Raw genomic sequence first — 20,632 nt, 5'->3', positions numbered from 1 at the left:
GCGAGTCGGGCGGTTGCCCTACTACCGATCCGGTTTGCCTCTGTGGGGTACCAGAAAAACAGGATGGCTGCGTCGAGAAGCGCGCGGCCCTTTCGTCCTTGAGAAAGCGCGACCAGCGACCATCCGTCGCCACTTCGTCGCAAGGAGATTCGTCATGAAGCCTATAATCACGGCCTTCCGGGAATCCCCCGATGGCGGTCAGGGGCTGGCGCGGGACATGCAGGTTCGCTGGGCGCTCGAAGAGGTCGGCCAGCCTTACGATGTTCGTCTCGTGACATTCGCCGAGATGAAGGGGGCTACGCATCGCGCGCTGCAGCCCTTCGGGCAAATTCCCAGCTATGAGGACGGCGATCTGACGCTCTTCGAGTCAGGCGCCATCGTGCTGCAGATCGCGGAACACCACGCGGGCCTGTTGCCGGAGGATCCGGCTGCACGGGCTCGTGCGATCATGTGGATGTTCGCGGCACTCAGCACGATTGAGCCGCCGATCGTCGAGCGCGATGCGGCGATCCTTGTCGAAAGCGATCGGCCCTGGTTCGAAGCGCGCCAGCCTTGCCTCGAAGAGCGAATCCGCAATCGCCTGACGGACCTCTCTCGCGCGCTCGGTGAAGCAGAATGGCTAGGGCTGACCTTCAGCGCCGGTGACCTCATGATGATCGGCGTGCTGCGCAGATCGAGCGGCTCAGGACTGCTCGAAGAGCATCCCAATCTCGTCGCTTATGTCGCCCGCGGTGAGGCGCGGCCCGCTTTCAGGCGCGCTTTCGACGATCAATACGCGGTCTTTCTGGCCTCCGCGCGCCGGGCAAAGGAAATCAGCTAAGAAAGCTACAAAAAGGGCTCCATCCGAAGATGGAGCCCTTGATGGTCTTGCGTTCGGATCGTAGCGCTTACCGGATTTCGGTGCGACGTCCTCGCGGTCCGGGTGCAGGTTGCGGCTGGGCGAAGCCGCCACCGAACAGGCGCTCGAAGAAGTTGGGCTCGTTGTTACGAGCGCCGTCGTTGAAAGCGACGCCTTGCGGGATATTGGCGCGCGGGCGCGTATAGCTCGGCTGGGCGCGGGCGACCACCTGCTCCAGATCCTTGCCCTTCGCATTCTTCAGGATGTTCAGCATCTGCGCATCGCGGCCATAAACGTCCTTACGCATCTGCAGCTTGCCGGCATCGTCCACGAAGGCAGTCTGGTAGGTGATGTTGACCGGGATCGGCGTCGGGAATTTCAGATCGATCTCGCTGCGGCCATACATGCCGCGCACCTTCTCCGGTGTGTAACGCTCGTTCGGCATGGTGATGTTGAGCAGTGTCGCAGCGTATTGGTCCGGGTTCTGCACGCGCATGCAGCCGTGGCTGTAGGCGCGCGCCTCATGCGAGAACAGGTTCTTGTCCGGCGTGTCGTGCTGGTAGACGAGGAACTTGTTCGGGAAGTTGAAGCGGATCCGCCCGAGCGCATTGGCTTCGCCCGGCGGCTGCGACACGTGGATGCTGCCGTCGGCATTGCGCGTCAGTTTCAGGCCCATGCGATCAAGCACCGTTGGGTCCTGTTGCAGGGCCGGCAGATATTCGTTGTAGATGATCGATGGCGGCACGTTCCAGGTCGGGTTGACCGTGATGTACTTCATCGTCTCGGTCATCAGCGGCGTCGCATGCTTGCCGGCCTTGCCGACGACGACGCGGGTGGTCCAGACCTGCGCGCCATTCTGCATCACCTTCAGCGTGTAGTCGGGGATGTTCAGCATCACATAGGCATCGCCGAGCGATGCGGCGCCGAGCTGGCGGGGCAGCCAGCGCCAACGCTCCAGGTTCACCAGCAGCGTGTCGATCTGGCGATCGCGTTTCGGCGCATTGATGGCGCGCACGGTGGCGTCATCCAGAACACCGGTGACCTTCATGTTGCTGGTTGCCTGGAATTTGCGAACGGCCTCCGCCACTTCTGCGTCGTATCTGGTGTCGCTGGCGTTGCCGAGGTGGAGACGGGCGCGTATCTGTGGCACCCGATCGTCTTCCACCACAGCCGGATTCGGATTCTTCTTCGTCGCCTTGGTGAACCTCAGCGCCGGCCCTTCTGCGATTGGCTGCGCCGGCATCTCGGCCTCGCCACGCAGCTCAGCGAGCTTGGCCTTCAGCCTCTTGTAACCTTCATGCTGGGGATTGTAGCTGGCGAGCGCAGCCGATGCGTCCTTGGCGGTCGAGACATGGGAGAGCACTTCGGCCGGGTCGGTCGGATGCTCGGGATACATGATGTCGCCGTCGATCTGCGACCAGTGCATGCGGCCACTCTGGGCCTGGCGGGCGTAGTCGAGCATGCTGGCGGTCAGCTTCAGCTCGGCCTCGGCCTGCGCCTCGGGCGTGCTTGCTGCAATGAAATCCGGCACCGGATAATCCGCGGTGTCGAGTCCTTCGCTGCCGGCATCTTTCAGGCGGGCGATCACCCCCTTGGCGGTAGCAGTGGCGAGGCCGCCCTGGGTCCAGAGCGGTGCGAAGTCCCGTGCGGTATAGAACTTCTCGACGGCAGCGCGCTCGCCTTTGCGATCGAACTGACGCGATGCCTTGTTGCCGAGCATCTCGCGCAGCTTGTCAGCGACCGCCTGGTCGGCGACGGCGACGGTCGAGGCAGGCTTCGCAATATCCTTGGCGACGTCCTTCGGTGGCTCCGCAGCGGGCGTCGCCGGAGCAACGGCGGTGGCCGCCGGAGCAGCTGCAGGCGCCGGTGCGGCGGGAGCAATCGCGGTGTCGGCAGGTTCGATGTCTTCTGCCGCCTTCGGTGTCTCGGCAGCCTTAGGCGCGTCAACCGATGTCGTACCGATCGTCTTCTCCGATGCCTTGCTCGCATCGGGGACCGAAGCGGTGGTGTCGACGTTGGTCTCGGCCTTGATATCGCTCGCGGTGGGTGGTGGGACGTTGGCAGGCTCGGGGCGCGGCACGGCCGCATCGATGGCGAGCTCGGAAACGCCGTCGCGCGGCGAGACGCTCGGTTGTGCTGTGGCAGCGCCGGCCGAGACCGTCAGGAACGTAGCAGCCACGGCCATGAGCACGCGGTCGAATCCAGAACAGCTCTTGTTGAAGTCTCGCATTCTCGTTCCTCTCGAGTGAACCTGCTCCGGTTCGCTTGGAACAGTCACAGTCTCACATCAAAGCTTCGATTGAAGCGTTCGTATGTCGCGATTCACTACGCAGACGATACATCGGCCCGATCCAGGTGCCACCACCCAGCGGGCCGTTTCAGAGCAAACTGACGCTAACCCACATGGTTTGCAATGTCGCAGCCTTTGCCGACAGCTGCTTTTCACTTCGTGTGTAACAACACCGCAACGGTTCAAGTTCCCCTGCCACAACAAGGGCATGTTCGTTGCGTGCGGAGCCACAAATCGAGACTTGGCTGGGTCTCGTCGAACCGAGCTATGCCTCATCGGTCGAGGCCGGATTCTTGTCTGCAGCCTCGTCGAGTTTCCGGTAAAGCGTCGAGCGGCCGATTTTCAGGCGGCGCGCGACTTCGGACATCTGGCCGCGGTAATGGGAAATGGCAAAGCGGATGATCTCGGATTCGAGTTCTTCCAGCGGGCGGACTTCATTGTCTGTGGCAAGCATGCTCAGGGTGCCCGCAGCGGTCAGTATGGGTGCCGCATCCGGTACCATGTTCGGCGCGGTGGCGTGATAGGCAGGCTCTACAATCAGCGGTGCACCGGCGGGGAAGGCAATAAACGGCATTTGCGCCGCGGCCAGCGGAAAATCCGCTGGTCCCAGCTGGTCGCCTTCGCTCATGACCACGGCGCGGTATACCGCATTTTCGAGCTGTCGGATGTTGCCAGGCCAGTCCAGCCGGGTCAGTACCGACATGGCCTCGCCGGAAATGCTGGTGATCGGGCGGTTCTCCTCGGCGCAGAACCGGGCGAGGAAATGCCTCAGCAGGTGCGGGATGTCCTCGCGACGCGCCCGCAACGGTGGCACCGTCAGGGGCAGCACATGCAGGCGGTAGAACAGATCCTCACGGAAATGCCCGGCTTTGACGAGATCGAGCAGTGATCGGTTGGTTGCGGAGATGATACGGACATCGACCTTGACCGGGCGACGGCCGCCGACGGCTTCCACGGCCCCTTCCTGCAATGCGCGCAGCAGCTTCACCTGCGCGCTGAGGGGGAGTTCGCCGACTTCATCCAGGAACAACGTGCCACCGGAAGCCTCGACGAATTTGCCGGCATGGCGCTCGGTGGCGCCGGTGAAGGCGCCCTTTTCGTGGCCGAACAGGATCGACTCCACGAGATTGTCGGGAATGGCGCCGCAATTCACGGCGACGAACGGCTTGCTGCTACGCTCGCCGGAGCCGTGGATGGCGCGTGCGATGACTTCCTTGCCGACACCGGACTCGCCTTCGATCAGTACGGGGATGGACGACGATGCTGCCTTGCGCGCGGAGCGCAGGACATTCTCCATCGCAGCGCTGCGCGTGACGATATCGGCGAAAGTGAGCTTGCCTTCGCGGCTATGGCGGATGCGCTGCAATTCGCCCTTCAGCGCGCTGGTGTTGAGCGCGTTGCGCAGCGACACCTGCAGGCGTTCGGCGCTGACGGGCTTGACGACGAAGTCATGGGCACCGGCGCGCATCGCCGAGACGACGTTGTCGATGCCGCCATGGGCGGTCTGGACGATGACGGGAATATTGAGGCCGGCGTCGCGGATGCGCTCGAGCACGCCCATGCCGTCAAGGCCGGGCATCGCCAGATCGAGCAGCAAGGCGTCGATGGCGGGAGCTTCCGGGTCGATCAGGCGTGCCATCGCGGCATCGCCGCTCTCGACCACGATCGCTTCGTAGCCGCAGCGCTGCACCATGTTTTCGACAAGGCGACGCTGGACGGCATCGTCATCGGCGATAAGAATTCGTTCTGCCATGCTCGCTCCGGGCGGGCACTCCAAGAATGGAGTGTCCCGAATTGAACCACGATGGCGAGCAAGATTTAATGTTTTGATAATGCATGACCGTAGGGCGGGTGAGGCGAAGCCGTAACCCGTCCTACGGTCGAACTCTTACTTGAGGTAGGCCGTCGCGTAGGGCCAAACCTCAAGGCCGCCGCGATAGATCATGTCACCGGCTACATAGAGGATGATGGCCAGGCCGACATAGGCGATCCAGCGATGCTTTTGCAGCAGTTTTGCGATGAAGCTGGCGGCGAGACCCATCAGCGCGATCGACAATACCAGCCCGAAGATCAGAATGGTCGGATGCTCGCGGGCAGCGCCGGCCACGGCCAGCACGTTGTCCAGCGACATCGAGACGTCGGCAAGGGTGATCTGCCAGATCGCCTGCCCCATGGTCTTGCGCGGGCCGGTGGGGGCGTCTTCGGCGTTCATCTTCTCGATTTCGTCGAGATCGTGCTCGTGGCCGGCACGCAGTTCGCGCCACATTTTCCAGCAGACCCACAGCAGCAACACGCCGCCAGCCAGGAGCAGGCCGATGATCTGCAGCAACTGGACAGTGATGCTGGCAAAACCGATACGGAGCAGGGTAGCGGCGACAATGCCGATCAGGATCGCCTTGGCGCGCTGCTCTTTTGGCAGGCCGGCAGCGGCGAGGCCGATGACAATAGCGTTGTCACCGGCGAGGACCAGGTCGATCATGATGACCTGGAGCAATGCGGATAGGGCTTCGGGCGTGAACAGTTCCGACATACGGGCCTCTCTGTGTATGAACGTCCAGTCCGACATCACAGCTTTTGGGAGCTGCCAGAGGGGCCCGGTCCAGGACGTTTCTTCAATGCGGGACAATCCCGCGGGTTAATCCAATCTCTTAGTCAGGTTGATCCGACAGCGTGACCAAGCGGACCATCTGGTCCGGGTCGATCACGATCGAAATGCCGACGCCGATAAAGGTCAGAACGCCGGCGACATCGAGCCAGGTTGCGCGGCGTCCGCGGTTGCGCGGAAGCAGCGCGCTGCCGGCGATCGATGCTGCGAGTGCGAATAGCAAAGTCGCGACAATTGGCGCCAGTGCGTCGAGCGAGACAAAAGCGCGCAAGGCGAGGGCAGCGGCCAGGGTTATCAGGAGGCTTGCGGCAAACAGCTCCTTGACCCCGCCAGGCCGCGCGGGCGCATCATTCCGCTCTGTGAAGCTGCTGCGATCGGTAAACGCCATGACCGTTTCACTGAGCCTGCAACGTTTTCGCGCAACCTCAAAGCTGCTACGAATAGTCGTCAGTTCGAGCAATTCATTCTGAATAGTTTCGTAAACATGAAACTTGGAAAAGATCAAGAAGCTTTGGTGCGGGGAGAGCCGGGTAAGGCAGGGCCGGATACGCGTGCGCTGCGAAAGGAAGCCGGCAACTGGCTTAAGGCGCGGCGGACTGAAGCGGGATTATCGCAAGTCGATCTCGCCGCCCAGCTGGGCCTCAAATACTACACGTTCATTTCGCAGGTTGAGAACGGCTTCAGCCGGGTGCCGACCGAAACCCTGGAAGCGTGGGCGCTCGCCCTGAAGCTCGACCCGGCGGATTTCGCCAAACATCTGCTGGTCTATTACGAGCCGGAATTGCACCGGCTGTTGTTCGGAGCATCCAAATGAATGTGATTGCATTTCGGAAGCCGCAGCTTGGCGCCTGGAGCAACACGGAGCTTCGCACCCTCGGCGAAACCCTCGATATCGGCCGCCGCGGGGCGGGCTGGGACACTGGCCTCACCGAGAACGGCGATGCGCAGTTCTACCTGCTCGGACCTGATCAGGCTTGCACATTATGCGTATCGCGGATCGGCGGGCTTTACGTGTTGGAGGATGGTCAGGGCACCCTGCTGTTCGAGCATCGCAGCCTGCCGCTGGTGGCGATCCATGCCCGCAGCGCCTTGCGGAAGACGCGATGGCCGCTTGTCGCACGGATTGTCATGGTGTGGTGTACGATTCGCCATATGATCAACGACAAGATCGAGCCGCTCTTGCTGGAAGGCGAAGAACTGCTCGTCCATCTCGCCCCGCAATTGGCCGCCTATGTGTGACCGCTGCATCTAGCCGAAAGTTTCCATGCCGAAATCCGCATCTGCCAAATCTGTTTCTGCAAAGTCCACTCGCAAGCCCGCCGCTAGGAATACTGCAGTCGTGAAGAAGCCGCTTCGCAAGACCGCGCCGAAGGCGGCAGCTAAGCCGAAAGCTGGTCAACTACCGGAATGGAATTTGGCCGATCTGTACACGTCGATCACGGCTCCCGAGATCGCGCGCGACCTCGACAGGATCGATGCGGACTGCGTAGCCTTCGAGGTGGCATATAAAGGTAAATTGGCGGACGAGACCGCGAAGCCGAATGGCGGTGCCTGGCTCGCGGAGGCCATCCGCAGCTATGAGGCGATCGACGATCTCGCCGGCCGCCTCGGCTCCTATGCCGGGCTGATCCATGCAGGCAATACGGTCGATCCCGCCATCTCGAAATTCTACGGCGATGTCTCCGAACGGATCACGGCCGCGTCGGTGCATCTGCTGTTCTTTGCGCTCGAACTGAATCGCATCGAGGATGAGGTGATCGAGCGCGCGATGCAGACGCCGGAGCTCGGCCATTATCGTCCTTGGATCGAGGACAGCCGCAAGGACAAGCCGTATCAGCTCGAAGATCGCGTCGAGCAGCTGTTTCACGAAAAGTCACAGACCGGCTATGGCGCCTTCAACCGTCTGTTCGACCAGACCATCGCGGGACTGCGTTTCAAGGTCGGTGGCAAGGAGCTGGCGATCGAGCCGACGCTGACCCTCCTGCAGGATCGCGACGCTGCGAAGCGCAAGGCGGCCGGGCAGGCGCTGGCGAATACGTTCAAGGCGAATGAGCGCACCTTCGCGCTGATCACCAACACGCTCGCCAAGGACAAGGAGATTTCCGACCGCTGGCGTGGTTTCCAGGATGTCGCGGATTCGCGCCATCTCAACAACCGTGTCGAGCGGGAGGTTGTCGATGCGCTTGTCACTTCGGTGCGCGCAGCCTATCCAAAACTGTCGCATCGCTATTATCAGCTGAAGGCAAAGTGGTTCGGCAAGAAGAAGCTGCCGCACTGGGATCGCAATGCGCCTTTGCCATTCGCACCGACCGGCACGATCTCGTGGTCCGATGCACAGGACATGGTGCTGACCGCTTACGGCGCCTTCTCGCCGAAAATGGCTGACATCGCCAAGCGTTTCTTCACCGATCGCTGGATCGATGCACCGGTGCGGCCGGGCAAGGCGCCGGGCGCCTTCTCGCATCCGACCACACCGTCGGCGCATCCCTACGTGCTGATGAATTATCAGGGCAAGCCGCGCGATGTGATGACCCTTGCGCATGAACTCGGCCACGGCGTGCATCAGGTGCTCGCGGCCAAGAACGGCGCGCTGATGGCGCCGACGCCGCTGACGCTTGCGGAGACGGCGTCGGTGTTCGGTGAGATGCTGACCTTTAGGCGCCTGCTCGCCCAGACCAAGAGCCCGAAGCAGCGTCAGGCGCTGCTCGCCGGCAAGGTCGAGGACATGATCAACACGGTGGTCCGGCAGATCGCCTTCTATTCATTCGAACGCGCTGTTCATACCGAGCGGCGCAATGGCGAACTCACGGCGGAGCGGATTGGCCAGCTCTGGCTGAGCGTGCAGAATGAGAGCCTGGGCCCGGCGATCGAGATCAAGCCAGGCTACGAGAACTTCTGGATGTACATTCCTCACTTCATCCATTCGCCGTTCTACGTTTACGCCTATGCCTTCGGGGATTGCCTTGTGAACTCGCTCTACGCGGTCTACGAGCACGCGCAGGAAGGTTTTGCCGAGCGCTACCTCGCGATGCTCGCTGCCGGCGGCACAAAGCACTATTCCGAACTGCTCGCGCCCTTCGGCCTCGATGCCAAGGACCCGACCTTCTGGGACGGCGGTCTGTCGGTCATCGCCGGAATGATCGATGAGCTGGAGGCGATGGGGTAATTCTGCGTTCCCCCACGCATATGCCACAGGTTGAAAGTCGCTATTCTCAGTGTTATACATTCTGTACAACGGAGGCAAAATGCGATGAACGAGCGGAGCAAGATCGCCGCCGATCCCCGTCCTCAGCCCATTGCGAAAGTTGAGATCAAGAAGATTGGAAATTCTTCCGGCGTCATCTTGCCGAAGGAAGTCATGACTCGTCTTAACTTGAGCGTAGGCGATCAGCTATATGCGACCATGACGCCGGAAGGTGGTGTCCGTCTAACGCCTTACGATCCGAAGTTCGAAAAGGCGATGGAAGTCGCTCGCCGCGGCATGAAGCGGTATCACAACGCGTTGGCTGAGCTCGCCAAATGAGTGAGCCATTCTGGCTCACCAGCCAGATGGTCATTGCTATCCATGATGAGCAGCTTGCGCTTTATGGAGGGCCCGCCGGTCTTCGCGATGCAGGGATGCTGGAATCGGCGTTGGATCGGCCCAGAAACCGCTGGGCATATGAGCAAGCCGAATTGCCTGAATTAGCCGCTGCTTATGCTTTCGGCATTGCGCGCAATCATCCGTTCGTGGATGGAAACAAGCGAACCTCGCTGCTGGCGCTCTACACATTCGTGGGCGTGAACGATATCGATTTCATAGTGCCGGAGGCGGAGGCCGCGGCAATGATACTTTCGCTCGCCGCTGGCGAGGTGAGCGAACAATCGCTCGCCTGCTGGATCCGCGATAATTGGCCAGCATAATGCACTGCATCATTTAAAGGCATGCACAGCATTCCAACAGCCGTTGCCGTTCAAATCCAATTGCGCTAATTCCGTGGCAACAGATCATAAATATCGCGGGAGACTGGAATGGCTGATCATGGCGAAGTTGCCTACACCACGGCGGATGGCAACGACTACCCGGCGCATGAACAGACCTATGAAGGTTTCCTGATGCTTGTGAAATGGGGCACCATCTCCGTTGTCGCGATCGTGGCGCTGATGGGCATCTTCCTCACCTGACCCTGCCTTCTGCCGCAGCGCCGCGGCTTTTCATCCCTGACCTGATCGTTCACGCGCGGACAAGGCTCCGCCGGAGGACCTATGAAGATTGCCGTTGCCAAGGAGATCGATCCGCTCGAACCGCGCGTTGCGGTGTCGCCGGATACGGTGAAGAAGTTCAAGGCGCTCGGCGCCGAGGTCGTGATCGAGCCGGGCGCGGGTATCAAATCCGGCCTGCCGGATTCCGAATTCACCGCCGTTGGTGCCGCTATTGCCGCCGACGCGGTGAAGGATGCCGACATCGTCATCAAGGTGAAACGGCCGGAAGCCTCTGAACTTGCGAATTACAAGCGCGGCGCGCTGGTGATCGCGATCATGGACCCTTATGGCAATGAAGCTGCACTGAAGACGATGGCCAATGCCGGCATTGCCGCCTTCGCCATGGAGCTGATGCCGCGCATCACCCGCGCACAGGTGATGGATGTGCTGTCCAGCCAAGCCAATCTTGCCGGCTATCGCGCTGTCATCGAGGCCGCCGAATATTTCGGTCGCGCCTTCCCGATGATGATGACCGCGGCCGGCACCGTGCCTGCCGCCAAGGTGTTCGTGATGGGGGTCGGCGTCGCCGGCCTGCAGGCCATCGCCACCGCGCGCCGCCTCGGCGCCGTGGTGACGGCGACCGATGTGCGTCCGGCCACCAAGGAGCAGGTCGAAAGCCTCGGCGCCAAGTTCCTGGCGGTCGAAGACGAGGAATTCAAGAACGCGCAGACCGCCGGCGGTTACGCCAAGGAAATGTCCAAGGAATATCAAGCCAAGCAGGCCGCGCTCACTGCCGAGCACATCAAGAAGCAGGACATCATCATCACCACGGCGCTGATCCCGGGGCGTCCGGCACCGCGTCTGGTCACCGCCGAGATGGTCGCGTCGATGAAGCCCGGTTCGGTGCTGGTCGATCTGGCCGTCGAACGCGGCGGCAATGTCGAGGGCGTCAAGGCCGGAGAGGTCACTGACGTGAACGGCATCAAGATCGTCGGCTTTACCAATGTCGCCGGCCGCGTCGCCGCCTCGGCCTCGAGCCTCTATGCGCGTAACCTGTTCTCCTTCATCGAGACCTTGGTAAACAAGGAGACGAAGGCGCTCGCGGTGAACTGGGACGACGAACTGGTCAAGGCTACGGCCCTGACCAAGGACGGCGCCGTCATCCATCCGAACTTCCAGCCGAAGACTGCCTAAGGAGAGCCGCCATGGAACATGCTTCGCTGGTTTCCCCCTTCGTCTTTCAGCTCTCGATCTTCGTGCTCGCGGTGTTCGTCGGCTATTTCGTGGTGTGGTCGGTGACCCCCGCGCTGCATACGCCGCTGATGTCGGTGACCAATGCGATCTCCTCGGTGATCGTGGTCGGCGCGCTCCTCGCGGTCGGCGTCAAGCTGGCTGGCAGCGGCGGCGTGCTCGCCCGCGGCTTCGGCTTCGTGGCGCTGATCTTTGCCTGCGTGAATATCTTCGGCGGCTTCCTGGTCACCCAGCGCATGCTCGCGATGTACAAGAAGAAATCCAAGTGAACGGCGCATCTCGCGATCACAATGACAACGGGGCACTGAGATGAACGCCAATCTGTCTGCACTTCTGTATCTGGTCGCCGGCGTGCTCTTCATCATGTCGCTGCGCGGCCTGTCGAGCCCGGCTTCGAGCCGCCAGGGCAATTTCTTCGGCATGGTCGGCATGGCCATCGCCGTTGGCACCACTCTGGCCGCGCATCCCCCGGCAGACGCGATCGGTTGGATCCTGGTGATCCTCGGCATTGCCATCGGCGGCGGCATCGGCGCCGTCATCGCCAAGCGCGTGCCGATGACCTCGATGCCGGAACTGGTCGCCGCTTTCCACTCGCTGGTCGGCATGGCCGCGGTGTTGGTCGCTGCCGGCGCCTTCTACGCGCCCGAAGCTTTCGGCATTCTCGATCCGGCCACCAACAAGATCGTGTCGGCGAGCCTCGTCGAAATGTCGCTCGGCGTCGCCATTGGCGCGCTGACCTTCACCGGCTCGGTGATCGCCTTCGCCAAGCTCTCCGGCCGCATGAGCGGTGCGCCGATCATTTTGCCGGCACGCCACATCATCAATATCGTGCTCGGCCTGGCGCTGATCTTCTTCATCTATGGCCTGGTGCATTCCGGCTCGGCGGTGGATTTCTGGGTCATCACCATCCTCGCGCTGGTGCTAGGTGCCCTGCTGATCATCCCGATCGGCGGCGCCGACATGCCGGTCGTGATCTCGATGCTGAACTCCTATTCCGGCTGGGCTGCCGCGGGCATCGGCTTCACGCTGGGCAATTCGGCGCTGATCATCACCGGTGCGCTGGTCGGTTCGTCGGGCGCGATCCTGTCCTACATCATGTGCCACGCGATGAACCGCTCCTTCATTTCGGTCATCCTTGGTGGTTTCGGCGGCGAGACCGCAGCCGGCGGCGGTGGCTCCGCCGAACAGAAACCGGCCAAGCTCGGCTCGGCGGATGATGCGGCCTTCATCATGAAGAACGCGCAGAAGGTCATCATCGTGCCCGGCTACGGCATGGCGGTGGCGCAGGCACAGCACGCGCTGCGCGAAATGGCTGACACGCTGAAGAAGGAAGGCGTCGAGGTGAAATACGCCATTCACCCGGTCGCCGGCCGCATGCCCGGCCACATGAACGTGCTGCTCGCCGAAGCGAACGTGCCCTACGATGAGGTGTTCGAACTCGAGGACATCAATTCGGAATTCGCCCAGGCCGATATCGCCTTTGTCATCGGCGCCAACGACGTCACCAACCCGGCGGCGGAAGAGGACAAGTCCTCGCCGATCTACGGCATGCCGGTGCTGCAGGTCTGGAAGGCGGGCACCGTGATGTTCATCAAGCGCTCGCTGGCCTCGGGCTACGCCGGCATCGACAATCCGCTGTTCTATCGCGACAATACCATGATGCTGCTGGGTGACGCGAAGAAGGTGACCGAAAACATCGTCAAGGCGATGTGATCGTTCGGTGTCCTATCGGCGGCGGTCCATGCAGATACTGATATGGACCGTCGTATTGGTCGCTGTCTGTTACAGCATCAGTCTGTCCTTGCTGTATTTCAGGCAACGAGACTTTATCTTCCCAATCCCGCAGACGACGCGAACCTCACCGGAAGCGGCAGGGTTCGCGCAAGCTGAGGAACATCGGCTGACGACGGCGGACGGCGAGACCATCATCGTCTGGCATGTCCCGGCAAAGCTGTCGCGACCTGTGATCATCTATTTCCACGGCAATGGCGATTTCCTGGCGGCCCAGGTCGGTCGCTTTCAGAAGCTGACGGCGGATGGCAACGGACTGATCGCCGTTTCCTATCGCGGGTATGCCGGTTCAAGCGGCCTACCGAGCGAGCAGGGGCTGCTTCAGGATGCAGCGGCCGCCTATGCTTTCGCCAAGGCGCGATACGATGCCGGTCAGATCGTTCCGTGGGACTTCTCGTTGGGAACCGGCGTTGCCACCGCTCTGGCCGCAGAGAACGCGATCCAGAAGCTGGTTCTGGAAGCGCCTTACTCGTCGATGGTGGACGTTGCTGCGTTTCACTTCAGCTACGTGCCGGTGCGCTGGCTCCTGCGAGATCAGTTTCGCTCTGATCTCCGCGTCGTGCGGATCGGGGCTCCGCTTCTGATCATGCATGGCGATCGCGATCGGACCATTCCTGTTCGCTTCGGCGAACGGCTCTTTGATCTGGCCCTTGAGCCGAAGCAGTTCGTGCGTTTTCCGGAAGGTGGACACGACGATCTCGCATCCTACGGCGCTATCGAAACGGGACTGAAATTCATTCGCTCTGGCGGTGGCTGACTGCCTTCCGAGCTGCTTCCGCCGGTCCTGCGAAAAGCCCGGCTGTGAAGCCGGGCGTTTCTGTTTGGCTGTGGTTCTTCCGTTCTATGACGCCATGCGGTGCATGACGCAGAGCTTGTTGCCGTCGGGATCGCGCAGGTAAGCGAGATAGAGCTTCATGCCGGCCATGTCGCGCACGCCCGGCGGATCCTCGCAAGTGGTGGCGCCATTGGCGACGCCAGTGGCGTGCCATGCGTCGGCTTCATCGGTCGATTTGGCGGTAAAGCCGATGGTGCCGCCATTGGCCGCCGTGGCGGTTTTGCCGTCGATCGGTTTCGACACTGCGAAGGTGCCGGTCTTGGTGCGATAGAAAATGCGGTGCCGGTCGACCACGGCCGGCGGAATACCCAGCGTGCCGAGCAGCTTGTCATAAAACGACTTCGCGGCCTCGAGGTCGTTGGTGCCGATCATGACGTGCGAAAACATCTCGTTTCCTCCTTGTTCTTCTTCGAGCTCACCACACGGTGATAGCGGATTATACCCATTGCATGGGATGATTGGCGAGTGGGGCAGCTTTGCCGCAGCCTTGCAACCTGACACCAGGCAGGTGTTGTCTTATGTTGCCCCTCCCGCTTCTCGAATCCTTCAGGTTATTGCTCGATGTCCGCACACCCCGTGCCCCGCTCGTCATGGATGTTTCCGGCATCGGCCGTCGCATTCGTCGCTGTCACTGCAGGGATGGGGATCGGCTTTACGCCATCTGCCGCGGGCCTCGTCTTCTCGGTGGTCCTGCTGGCGATCCTGTTCGGCACGGTCTTCGCGGCCGTGCACCACGCGGAGGTTATCGCCCACAAGATCGGCGAACCCTATGGCACGCTGCTGCTGACGCTCTCGGTCATCATCATCGAGGTGGCTGTCATCGCCACAATCATGATCGGCGACAAGTCGGCACCAACGCTGGCGCGCGATACGGTCTTCGCGGTGGTCATGATCGTCTGTAACGGCATGGTCGGCCTCTGCATCCTCGCCGGTGGGTTGCGTTATTCCGAACAGGAGTTTCAGGTCTCCGGCGCCAAGATCTATCTCAGCGTGCTGATCGTGCTCTCCACCATCACGCTGATCCTGCCGAATTACACCCTGACCACGCCTGGTCCGCTCTTCTCGGCGCTGCAGCTCGCCTTTGTCAGCGTCGTCACCATGATCCTTTACGGCCTGTTTCTCTACACCCAGACTGTGCTGCACCGGGATTACTTCATCAGCGATGATGAAGACGACGACGGTGCGCCGCCGACCTATCCGATCACCATGAACGCTATTCTGCTTGTGGTGTCGCTGGTCACCGTGGTGCTGTTGGCGAAATCGTTCTCGGTGGTCGTCGATGCCGGCGGCGCCGCCATCGGTGCCCCGCCGGCTTTCACTGGTATCGTCGTGGCCCTGCTGGTCCTGATGCCCGAAGGCCTCGCTGCGTTTTCCGCGGCTCGCCACAACAAGCTGCAGAAGAGCATCAATCTCTCGCTGGGCTCGGCTCTGGCGACCATTAGTCTCACGATCCCGGCCGTTGCGCTGGTTGCGACGCTGCTTGGTCAACCGTTGCTGCTCGGGCTTCAGCCGAGCGAGACGACGCTGCTGATCATGACATTCGCTATCAGCATGCTGACATTCGCCACAGGCGTAACCAACATCCTGTTCGGCATGGTGCACATGCTGGTCTTTGCTGTATTTTTGCTGACGGTATTTGCACCGTAATCAAGGAAGCTTCCGATGCTCGCTGCCCAATCCGACGTCCAGCAGGATACGCCCGAAGTTCGTGTCACCGAATGGCGTCTGGCGCCTGGCGCAGCCACCGGTCATCATACCCATGGCATGGATTATGTGATCGTACCGGTCACCACCTCGGTAATGACCATCGTGGCGCCGGACGGCAGCCGCTCGCAAGCACCGATCACCGCCGGCAAATCCTACTTCCGCAAGGCTGGCGTCGAACATGACGTGCTCAACGAGACCGACAAGGAAATCGTTTTTCTGGAAGTCGAGATCAAACAGAAGTAGGCTTGTCATCCTGTGGGCTGCCCGTATCGGGCGCCCGGAGATTTTGTGAAACATTCGCGCGTGACGGGTGGGAACTTGCCTTTGATCCGTCGCGATTGATCCCTGAATCAGCCTCAAATTTCCAGCATGTAACGGCGGGGAATGAGGCCGGGTTCATGCTGAAGAAGTATCTTTCGAAATTCACCATCGACATCCTGCCGTCGGTTTTTGCGACGGTAATGGGCGCATATATCGTCAATTATTACATCATTCCGAAGGCGCGCGAGGACCGGCCGCTGCCACCGCCTGTCGCCCAGAGCGCGCCGGCTCCGGGCAAGGCGGCCGCCAAGCCGGCAGACGCTGCCGCCGAGGTTGTGGACGCGCCCGAACCTGCGTCCGCACTGGTCAAGAAGGCTCTCGACAAACCGGTCGAGAAGGCTGTTACCGATAAGCCCGAGAAAGTCGACGCCGGCAAGGTCACCGAAACGCGCCGCCATCCGCCCGCACGTGAGAAGGCCGTCGCGAAGGTTGAACCGGCTAGACCCGAGCCTTCCGTCTTAGCGCCAGCGCCAAGCCCGGTGCTTGCCACCGTCGGCACCGCACCGGCGGGCGATGCCAATGATCTCGCCCGTGCCGCCATCGAGCGCCTGAGCCGTGGCGACAAAACGGAGGCGCCGCGTGCGCCGGAAGCCCAGCGTACGGCATCCGTTCAGCCACAGGTCGCGCCTGCACCTCAGCCATTGCAACAGCTGCAACCGATGCAGCAATTGCCGCCGCCGATTGTGGTGTCGAATCCGGATATCGAAAGCTTGCAGCCACTCGAGCGCGCAGAGTGGTCGCGCGGTCCTCGCCCCCCAGGCGATGTGCCGGTTCCGATGCGCGAAATGCAGGCCGATGGGGAAAGCCGCGGCGGCCGCACCAACGTTGTCGAGGACGTCCTCAGCGGCGCCAAGTCGATGTTCGACAAGGTGATCCCGCGGCCATTCGAGCGCTAGGCTTAACCCGCCCGTCCGCCATTTCGGGTCATTCCGTTCCGTGCGGCATCGTCGTTCGGCCGCAGCAGCACAGCGCGGCTGAATGAATCCGCTGCCTTTTCCCGGTTGCCCAGCTTCTCGTAGATATTGCCGCGGGCGATCCAGACCTGTGCATTGCCGGGGGCGACGCTCGATGCCTCGTCGAGATCGGCGGCCGCCTCGTGATTCTTGCCGAGCGCAAGATAGCATTGTGCGCGGCCAAGCAGGGGGGCGGCCTGCTGCGGCGTCAGGCCATTGGCGGATGTGAAATCGGCGATGGCGAATTCGTATTTCTTTTCGGACTGATACAGCAGACCGCGCTGATAGAACGCTTGTGCGCTGGAAGGATCGAGATCGATCGCGGCATTGTAAGCTGCAAGCGCTTCGGTGCTCTGGCCGGCCTGCGCCAGGCTCGCGCCACGGGCAGCCTGCGCCTTTGCCTCCTGCGGATCGGTCTTGGCAGAGAGGCTGCGCGTTGGCGGCGCTGTGGACGTCGTTGCTTTAGGCTCGTCCTTGTCAGCGCCCGGCGTCAGCGATGCGAGGTTGAATGAACAGCCGCTTGCGCACAGGCCCGTCAGCAGGAGTATGACAGTGATACAGCCGCGCTTGCCGATGCAGGATGGCGATGTGGTCGGCCGTCGGTCCATGCAGGGCATCTCTCTCGCGATACTTGCTCCCTTCCTAACGCGCCGGCACTCAAAAAGCATCCGGACAAAGGAGCGCGCTTTTGGACATATCGCAAAAGAGTGGCACAAAAAAATAACGCGGACCGAAGCCCGCGTTATCGAAATTCAATTGTAGATCGCTTAGCGAGCCGGGCGCGGTGCGCCTGCAGCACCAGGACGCGCACCACGCTCGCCGCCGGGGCCAGCGCCGAACACCGGCTTCGGCTTCATCGGCAGCAAGCCTTCACGCTGCAGCTTCTTGCGTGCCAGCTTGCGCGCCCGGCGCACGGCTTCGGCCTTTTCACGGGCTTTCTTCTCAGACGGCTTCTCGTAGTGACCGCGGAGCTTCATCTCGCGGAAAATGCCCTCGCGCTGCATCTTCTTCTTCAGCGCCTTGAGAGCCTGGTCGACATTGTTATCGCGAACGAGAACCTGCACGCGGCATCCTCTTCTCAATTGATCGGATTTGAATTTCGGTAAAGCGAAGGGCCGACAAAGGCCATGCCCTTAACCTCAAGGGCGCCGATGTATCAGATGAAATGGCGAATGTCCACCTCGCGGTGCGGTAATTTCCCCGCTCCGAAGCCCGAAAATCGCGGATTTTTCGAGCTTTTCCGCGGATCCGCCCATCAGTTCCCGTGCTCGACAGGGGGCGGAACCCGGACGCATACTTGTCGCGGGCGACTCGCGAGCGCCACATCCATAGCGGGAGGAATACCATGAACGGTAAGAAATATGCTGCCGAATTCATCGGCACATTCTGGCTGACATTTGCGGGCTGCGGCAGCGCCGTGATTGCTGCGGCTTTCCCTCAGGTCGGCATCGGCCTCGTCGGCGTCTCCTTCGCCTTTGGTCTCAGCGTCGTGACCATGGCCTATGCGATCGGTCACATCTCGGGATGCCATCTCAATCCTGCGGTCACCGTGGGGCTTGCCGCGGGCGGGCGGTTCCCGGCGGGCCAGATTTTGCCCTACATCATCGCGCAGGTGATCGGTGCAATCGCGGCGGCGACGGTGCTCTACATCATCGCCAGCGGGGCGGCCGGATTCGATGTCGCCAAGGGCTTTGCCTCGAACGGCTATGCCGACCACTCGCCCGGCAAATACAGCCTGGTAGCGGGCTTCATCATGGAAGTGGTGATGACCATGATGTTCCTGTTCATCATCATGGGCGCCACCCACGGCAAGGCGCCGGCCGGCTTCGCGCCGTTGGCGATCGGCCTGGCGCTGGTGATGATCCATCTCGTCAGCATTCCCGTCACCAACACTTCGGTGAACCCGGCGCGCAGCACCGGCCCGGCATTGTTTGTCGGCGGCTGGGCACTGGAGCAGTTATGGCTGTTCTGGTTGGCGCCGTTGGTTGGCGGCGTTCTCGGCGGGGCAATCTATCGGTGGCTGAGCGACGAGCCCACCGGTGTGGTGGAAGGTAAAGCGACTGCCTGACACATGATGCGGCGAAGCCGGCACCGTTATGGCGCCGGCTTCACCTCAACCACGTGGCCCATCTTGCGACCGGGCTTTGGCGTACCCTTGCCGTAGAGATGCACGGTAGCGCTGGGGACGGTGAGCCATTTGGCGTAATCGAGAATGTCGTCGCCAATCAGATTGGTCATGGTGACCTCGCCGTGACGAACCGGCTTGCCGAGCGGCCAACCTGCAATGGCGCGGATGTGCTGCTCGAACTGCGAGACCGAAGCGCCATCCAGCGTCCAGTGCCCGGAATTGTGTACGCGCGGCGCGATCTCGTTGACCACCAACGAAGGGCCATTCGCGCCGGGAACGACGAACAGTTCAACCGCGAACGTGCCGACATAGCCGAGCGCCGCGCCGATCTTCTCGGCGATCTCGCGGGCCCTGGCAGCGAGCGCATCTGGAATGCGGGCGGGCGCGGTGGAGAATTTCAGGATGTGATCGCGGTGCTCGTTCTCGGTGACGTCGAAGCATTCGATGCTGCCGTCGGCTCCGCGTGCCGCGATGACGGAGACCTCGCGCTCGAACGGCACGAAGGCTTCAAGAATGGCGTCCTTGGTGCCGAGATCTGTCCAGACCTGATCGAGGTCGTCGCCTTCGCGGATCATCGCCTGGCCCTTGCCGTCATATCCGAAACGGCGGGTCTTGATCACGGCGGGCAGCCCGAGCTTCTTCACCGCATCGCGAAGCTCGCCGACGCTGGAAACGCCGGCATATCCGGCCGTACCGATGCCGAGGCCGGTGACGAAGTCCTTCTCTACAAGGCGATCCTGCGTGGTTTGCAGGATGCTGTGCGCCGGCAGTACCGGACGCCGTGCATCGAGGATCAGCGCCGTCGCCGCGGGGACATTCTCGAATTCGTAGGTGATGACGTCGCAATCATTGGCGAACAGTTCGAGTGCCTCGACATCGGCATATTCCGCGCAGGTCGCATTCTGCACGACATCGAAAGCCGGAGAATCCGGATCTGGCGAAAACACCTGGCACTTCAAGCCAAGCCGCGCAGCCGCGAGCGCGAGCATCCGGCCAAGTTGGCCGCCGCCGAGAATGCCGATCGTATCGCCGGGCTTCAGGGCCTTTATCGTCTGAGCCATTACGCTGCGCCTTCCGGCTTTTCGGCCACGGCATCAGTCTGCGCCTTGCGCCAGGCGGCGAGGCGGGTCGCCAGTTCAGGATCGTGCAGGGCGAGCACCGAGGCTGCGAGCAGCGCCGCGTTGATCGCGCCGGGTTTGCCGATCGCCAGGGTCCCGACGGGAATACCGCCGGGCATCTGCACGATTGAATAGAGAGAATCGACGCCGGACAGCGCTTTGGATTCCACGGGCACGCCGAAGACCGGCAACTCCGTTTGGGCTGCGGTCATGCCAGGCAGATGCGCTGCGCCGCCCGCGCCGGCGATGATGATCTGAAAACCGGCCGCCTTCGCGCCTTTGGCAAATGAAACCAGCCGGTCCGGCGTGCGATGTGCCGAGACGATGCGGGTGTCATGGGCGACGCCGAGAGCCGTCAGGGTTTCGGCGGCGTGACGCATGGTTTCCCAGTCGGACTGGCTTCCCATGATAATGGCGACGGGCGCGGGCATTCCGGTATTTTCTTTCGCGAATCCAGAAGGATAGCTGGAAATACAAGGACCGCCCCCCGCCGGGCGGGGAGCGTCGAACGATAATCTCGTCAATGAAGACGGGACAGCCTTGTAACAAATCCGATGCAAAAGAAAACCGCGATGCGCGGTCGCTGCAAGGCTGAATGAAGCGTACTTTTGCA

Annotated in this window: 24 protein-coding genes; 15 read left to right on the top strand and 9 right to left on the bottom strand. The window is 61.7% G+C overall.

The annotated features are described in order from the left end of the window. The first annotated feature begins 154 nt into the window (after positions 1 to 154). The gene (locus E0H22_RS21985; protein ID WP_233023090.1) at positions 155 to 820 is read left to right on the top strand and encodes a glutathione S-transferase family protein; all 666 of its coding nucleotides are present in this window, start codon (positions 155 to 157) and stop codon (positions 818 to 820) included. A gap of 67 nt (positions 821 to 887) precedes the next feature. Here the strand turns inward: E0H22_RS21985 and E0H22_RS21980 are convergent, their stop codons facing one another. The 4 genes from E0H22_RS21980 to E0H22_RS21965 form a co-directional block, all read right to left on the bottom strand. Further along, positions 888 to 3,068, bottom strand: a complete 2,181-nt coding sequence (locus E0H22_RS21980; RefSeq protein WP_233023089.1) for a L,D-transpeptidase family protein — start codon at positions 3,066 to 3,068, stop codon at positions 888 to 890. 325 nt (positions 3,069 to 3,393) lie between these two features. After that, entirely contained in the window at positions 3,394 to 4,881 is a 1,488-nt protein-coding gene (locus tag E0H22_RS21975; protein ID WP_233023088.1) for a sigma-54-dependent transcriptional regulator, read from the bottom strand. A 135-nt stretch (positions 4,882 to 5,016) separates the two neighbouring features. Further along, positions 5,017 to 5,658: a TerC family protein gene (locus tag E0H22_RS21970; RefSeq protein WP_233023087.1), complete on the bottom strand. Its 642-nt coding sequence runs from the start codon at positions 5,656 to 5,658 to the stop codon at positions 5,017 to 5,019. Between the two features lie 118 nt (positions 5,659 to 5,776). Then, complete coding sequence (locus E0H22_RS21965) at positions 5,777 to 6,238, bottom strand: hypothetical protein (RefSeq protein ID WP_233023086.1); 462 nt, start codon at positions 6,236 to 6,238, stop codon at positions 5,777 to 5,779. 9 nt (positions 6,239 to 6,247) lie between these two features. On the opposite strand from E0H22_RS21965, the gene E0H22_RS21960 reads away from it, so the two are divergent. The 10 genes from E0H22_RS21960 (at position 6,248) to E0H22_RS21915 (ending at position 13,714) form a co-directional block, all read left to right on the top strand. Beyond that, positions 6,248 to 6,547, top strand: a complete 300-nt coding sequence (locus E0H22_RS21960; RefSeq protein WP_233023085.1) for a helix-turn-helix domain-containing protein — start codon at positions 6,248 to 6,250, stop codon at positions 6,545 to 6,547. After that, a complete protein-coding gene (locus E0H22_RS21955; RefSeq protein WP_233023084.1) occupies positions 6,544 to 6,972 on the top strand; it encodes a hypothetical protein in 429 nt (142 codons plus the stop codon). Before E0H22_RS21960 ends, E0H22_RS21955 begins: the two co-directional genes overlap by 4 nt. A 25-nt stretch (positions 6,973 to 6,997) precedes the next feature. Next, positions 6,998 to 8,899 carry a M3 family oligoendopeptidase gene (locus tag E0H22_RS21950; protein ID WP_233023083.1) on the top strand — a complete coding sequence of 634 codons (1,902 nt, stop codon included), beginning with the start codon at positions 6,998 to 7,000 and terminating at the stop codon, positions 8,897 to 8,899. An 84-nt stretch (positions 8,900 to 8,983) separates the two neighbouring features. Beyond that, positions 8,984 to 9,256 carry an AbrB/MazE/SpoVT family DNA-binding domain-containing protein gene (locus E0H22_RS21945; RefSeq protein ID WP_233023082.1) on the top strand — a complete coding sequence of 91 codons (273 nt, stop codon included), beginning with the start codon at positions 8,984 to 8,986 and terminating at the stop codon, positions 9,254 to 9,256. Further along, positions 9,253 to 9,636 carry a type II toxin-antitoxin system death-on-curing family toxin gene (locus E0H22_RS21940; RefSeq protein WP_233023081.1) on the top strand — a complete coding sequence of 128 codons (384 nt, stop codon included), beginning with the start codon at positions 9,253 to 9,255 and terminating at the stop codon, positions 9,634 to 9,636. The genes E0H22_RS21945 and E0H22_RS21940 overlap by 4 nt, the downstream gene beginning before the upstream one ends. 108 nt (positions 9,637 to 9,744) lie before the next feature. Further along, the gene (locus tag E0H22_RS21935) at positions 9,745 to 9,897 is read left to right on the top strand and encodes an aa3-type cytochrome c oxidase subunit IV (protein ID WP_233023080.1); all 153 of its coding nucleotides are present in this window, start codon (positions 9,745 to 9,747) and stop codon (positions 9,895 to 9,897) included. Positions 9,898 to 9,978: 81 nt separating this feature from the next. Next, positions 9,979 to 11,109 (top strand): Re/Si-specific NAD(P)(+) transhydrogenase subunit alpha, encoded by a 1,131-nt coding sequence (locus E0H22_RS21930; protein ID WP_233023079.1) that lies wholly within the window; start codon positions 9,979 to 9,981, stop codon positions 11,107 to 11,109. 11 nt (positions 11,110 to 11,120) lie between these two features. Beyond that, positions 11,121 to 11,435 (top strand): proton-translocating transhydrogenase family protein, encoded by a 315-nt coding sequence (locus E0H22_RS21925; protein ID WP_233023078.1) that lies wholly within the window; start codon positions 11,121 to 11,123, stop codon positions 11,433 to 11,435. A gap of 40 nt (positions 11,436 to 11,475) precedes the next feature. Beyond that, complete coding sequence (locus tag E0H22_RS21920; RefSeq protein WP_233023077.1) at positions 11,476 to 12,879, top strand: NAD(P)(+) transhydrogenase (Re/Si-specific) subunit beta; 1,404 nt, start codon at positions 11,476 to 11,478, stop codon at positions 12,877 to 12,879. A 28-nt stretch (positions 12,880 to 12,907) separates the two neighbouring features. After that, on the top strand, positions 12,908 to 13,714 hold the full coding sequence (locus E0H22_RS21915) for an alpha/beta hydrolase (RefSeq protein ID WP_233023076.1): 807 nt from the start codon (positions 12,908 to 12,910) through the stop codon (positions 13,712 to 13,714). Positions 13,715 to 13,798: 84 nt separating this feature from the next. On the opposite strand, the gene E0H22_RS21910 is transcribed toward E0H22_RS21915, so the two are convergent. Next, entirely contained in the window at positions 13,799 to 14,179 is a 381-nt protein-coding gene (locus E0H22_RS21910) for a VOC family protein (protein WP_233023075.1), read from the bottom strand. A gap of 174 nt (positions 14,180 to 14,353) precedes the next feature. On the opposite strand from E0H22_RS21910, the gene E0H22_RS21905 reads away from it, so the two are divergent. The 3 genes from E0H22_RS21905 (at position 14,354) to E0H22_RS21895 (ending at position 16,716) form a co-directional block, all read left to right on the top strand. Beyond that, complete coding sequence (locus E0H22_RS21905; RefSeq protein WP_233023074.1) at positions 14,354 to 15,439, top strand: calcium:cation antiporter; 1,086 nt, start codon at positions 14,354 to 14,356, stop codon at positions 15,437 to 15,439. A 15-nt stretch (positions 15,440 to 15,454) separates the two neighbouring features. Further along, the gene (locus E0H22_RS21900; RefSeq protein WP_233023073.1) at positions 15,455 to 15,742 is read left to right on the top strand and encodes a cupin domain-containing protein; all 288 of its coding nucleotides are present in this window, start codon (positions 15,455 to 15,457) and stop codon (positions 15,740 to 15,742) included. 155 nt (positions 15,743 to 15,897) lie between these two features. Beyond that, a complete protein-coding gene (locus tag E0H22_RS21895; RefSeq protein WP_233023072.1) occupies positions 15,898 to 16,716 on the top strand; it encodes a hypothetical protein in 819 nt (272 codons plus the stop codon). Between the two features lie 2 nt (positions 16,717 to 16,718). Here the strand turns inward: E0H22_RS21895 and E0H22_RS21890 are convergent, their stop codons facing one another. Beyond that, the gene (locus tag E0H22_RS21890; RefSeq protein ID WP_233023071.1) at positions 16,719 to 17,381 is read right to left on the bottom strand and encodes a tetratricopeptide repeat protein; all 663 of its coding nucleotides are present in this window, start codon (positions 17,379 to 17,381) and stop codon (positions 16,719 to 16,721) included. A 159-nt stretch (positions 17,382 to 17,540) separates the two neighbouring features. Beyond that, entirely contained in the window at positions 17,541 to 17,837 is a 297-nt protein-coding gene (rpsU, locus tag E0H22_RS21885; RefSeq protein WP_233023070.1) for a 30S ribosomal protein S21, read from the bottom strand. Between the two features lie 281 nt (positions 17,838 to 18,118). Between rpsU and aqpZ the strand changes: the two genes are divergently transcribed. Next, positions 18,119 to 18,841, top strand: a complete 723-nt coding sequence (gene aqpZ, locus E0H22_RS21880; protein ID WP_233023069.1) for an aquaporin Z — start codon at positions 18,119 to 18,121, stop codon at positions 18,839 to 18,841. A gap of 26 nt (positions 18,842 to 18,867) precedes the next feature. Here aqpZ and E0H22_RS21875 read toward each other — a convergent pair whose 3' ends face one another. Then, complete coding sequence (locus tag E0H22_RS21875) at positions 18,868 to 19,962, bottom strand: 5-(carboxyamino)imidazole ribonucleotide synthase (protein WP_233023068.1); 1,095 nt, start codon at positions 19,960 to 19,962, stop codon at positions 18,868 to 18,870. Then, positions 19,962 to 20,450: a 5-(carboxyamino)imidazole ribonucleotide mutase gene (purE, locus tag E0H22_RS21870; RefSeq protein ID WP_233026479.1), complete on the bottom strand. Its 489-nt coding sequence runs from the start codon at positions 20,448 to 20,450 to the stop codon at positions 19,962 to 19,964. The genes E0H22_RS21875 and purE overlap by 1 nt, the downstream gene beginning before the upstream one ends. Positions 20,451 to 20,632: the final 182 nt, after the last annotated feature.

The organism is Rhodopseudomonas boonkerdii, assembly GCF_021184025.1.
GTDB classification, from domain to species: domain Bacteria; phylum Pseudomonadota; class Alphaproteobacteria; order Rhizobiales; family Xanthobacteraceae; genus Tardiphaga; species Tardiphaga boonkerdii.
The sequence above is the reverse complement of the archived record's forward strand: the minus strand, read 5'-3'. Positions and strand labels throughout refer to the sequence as shown.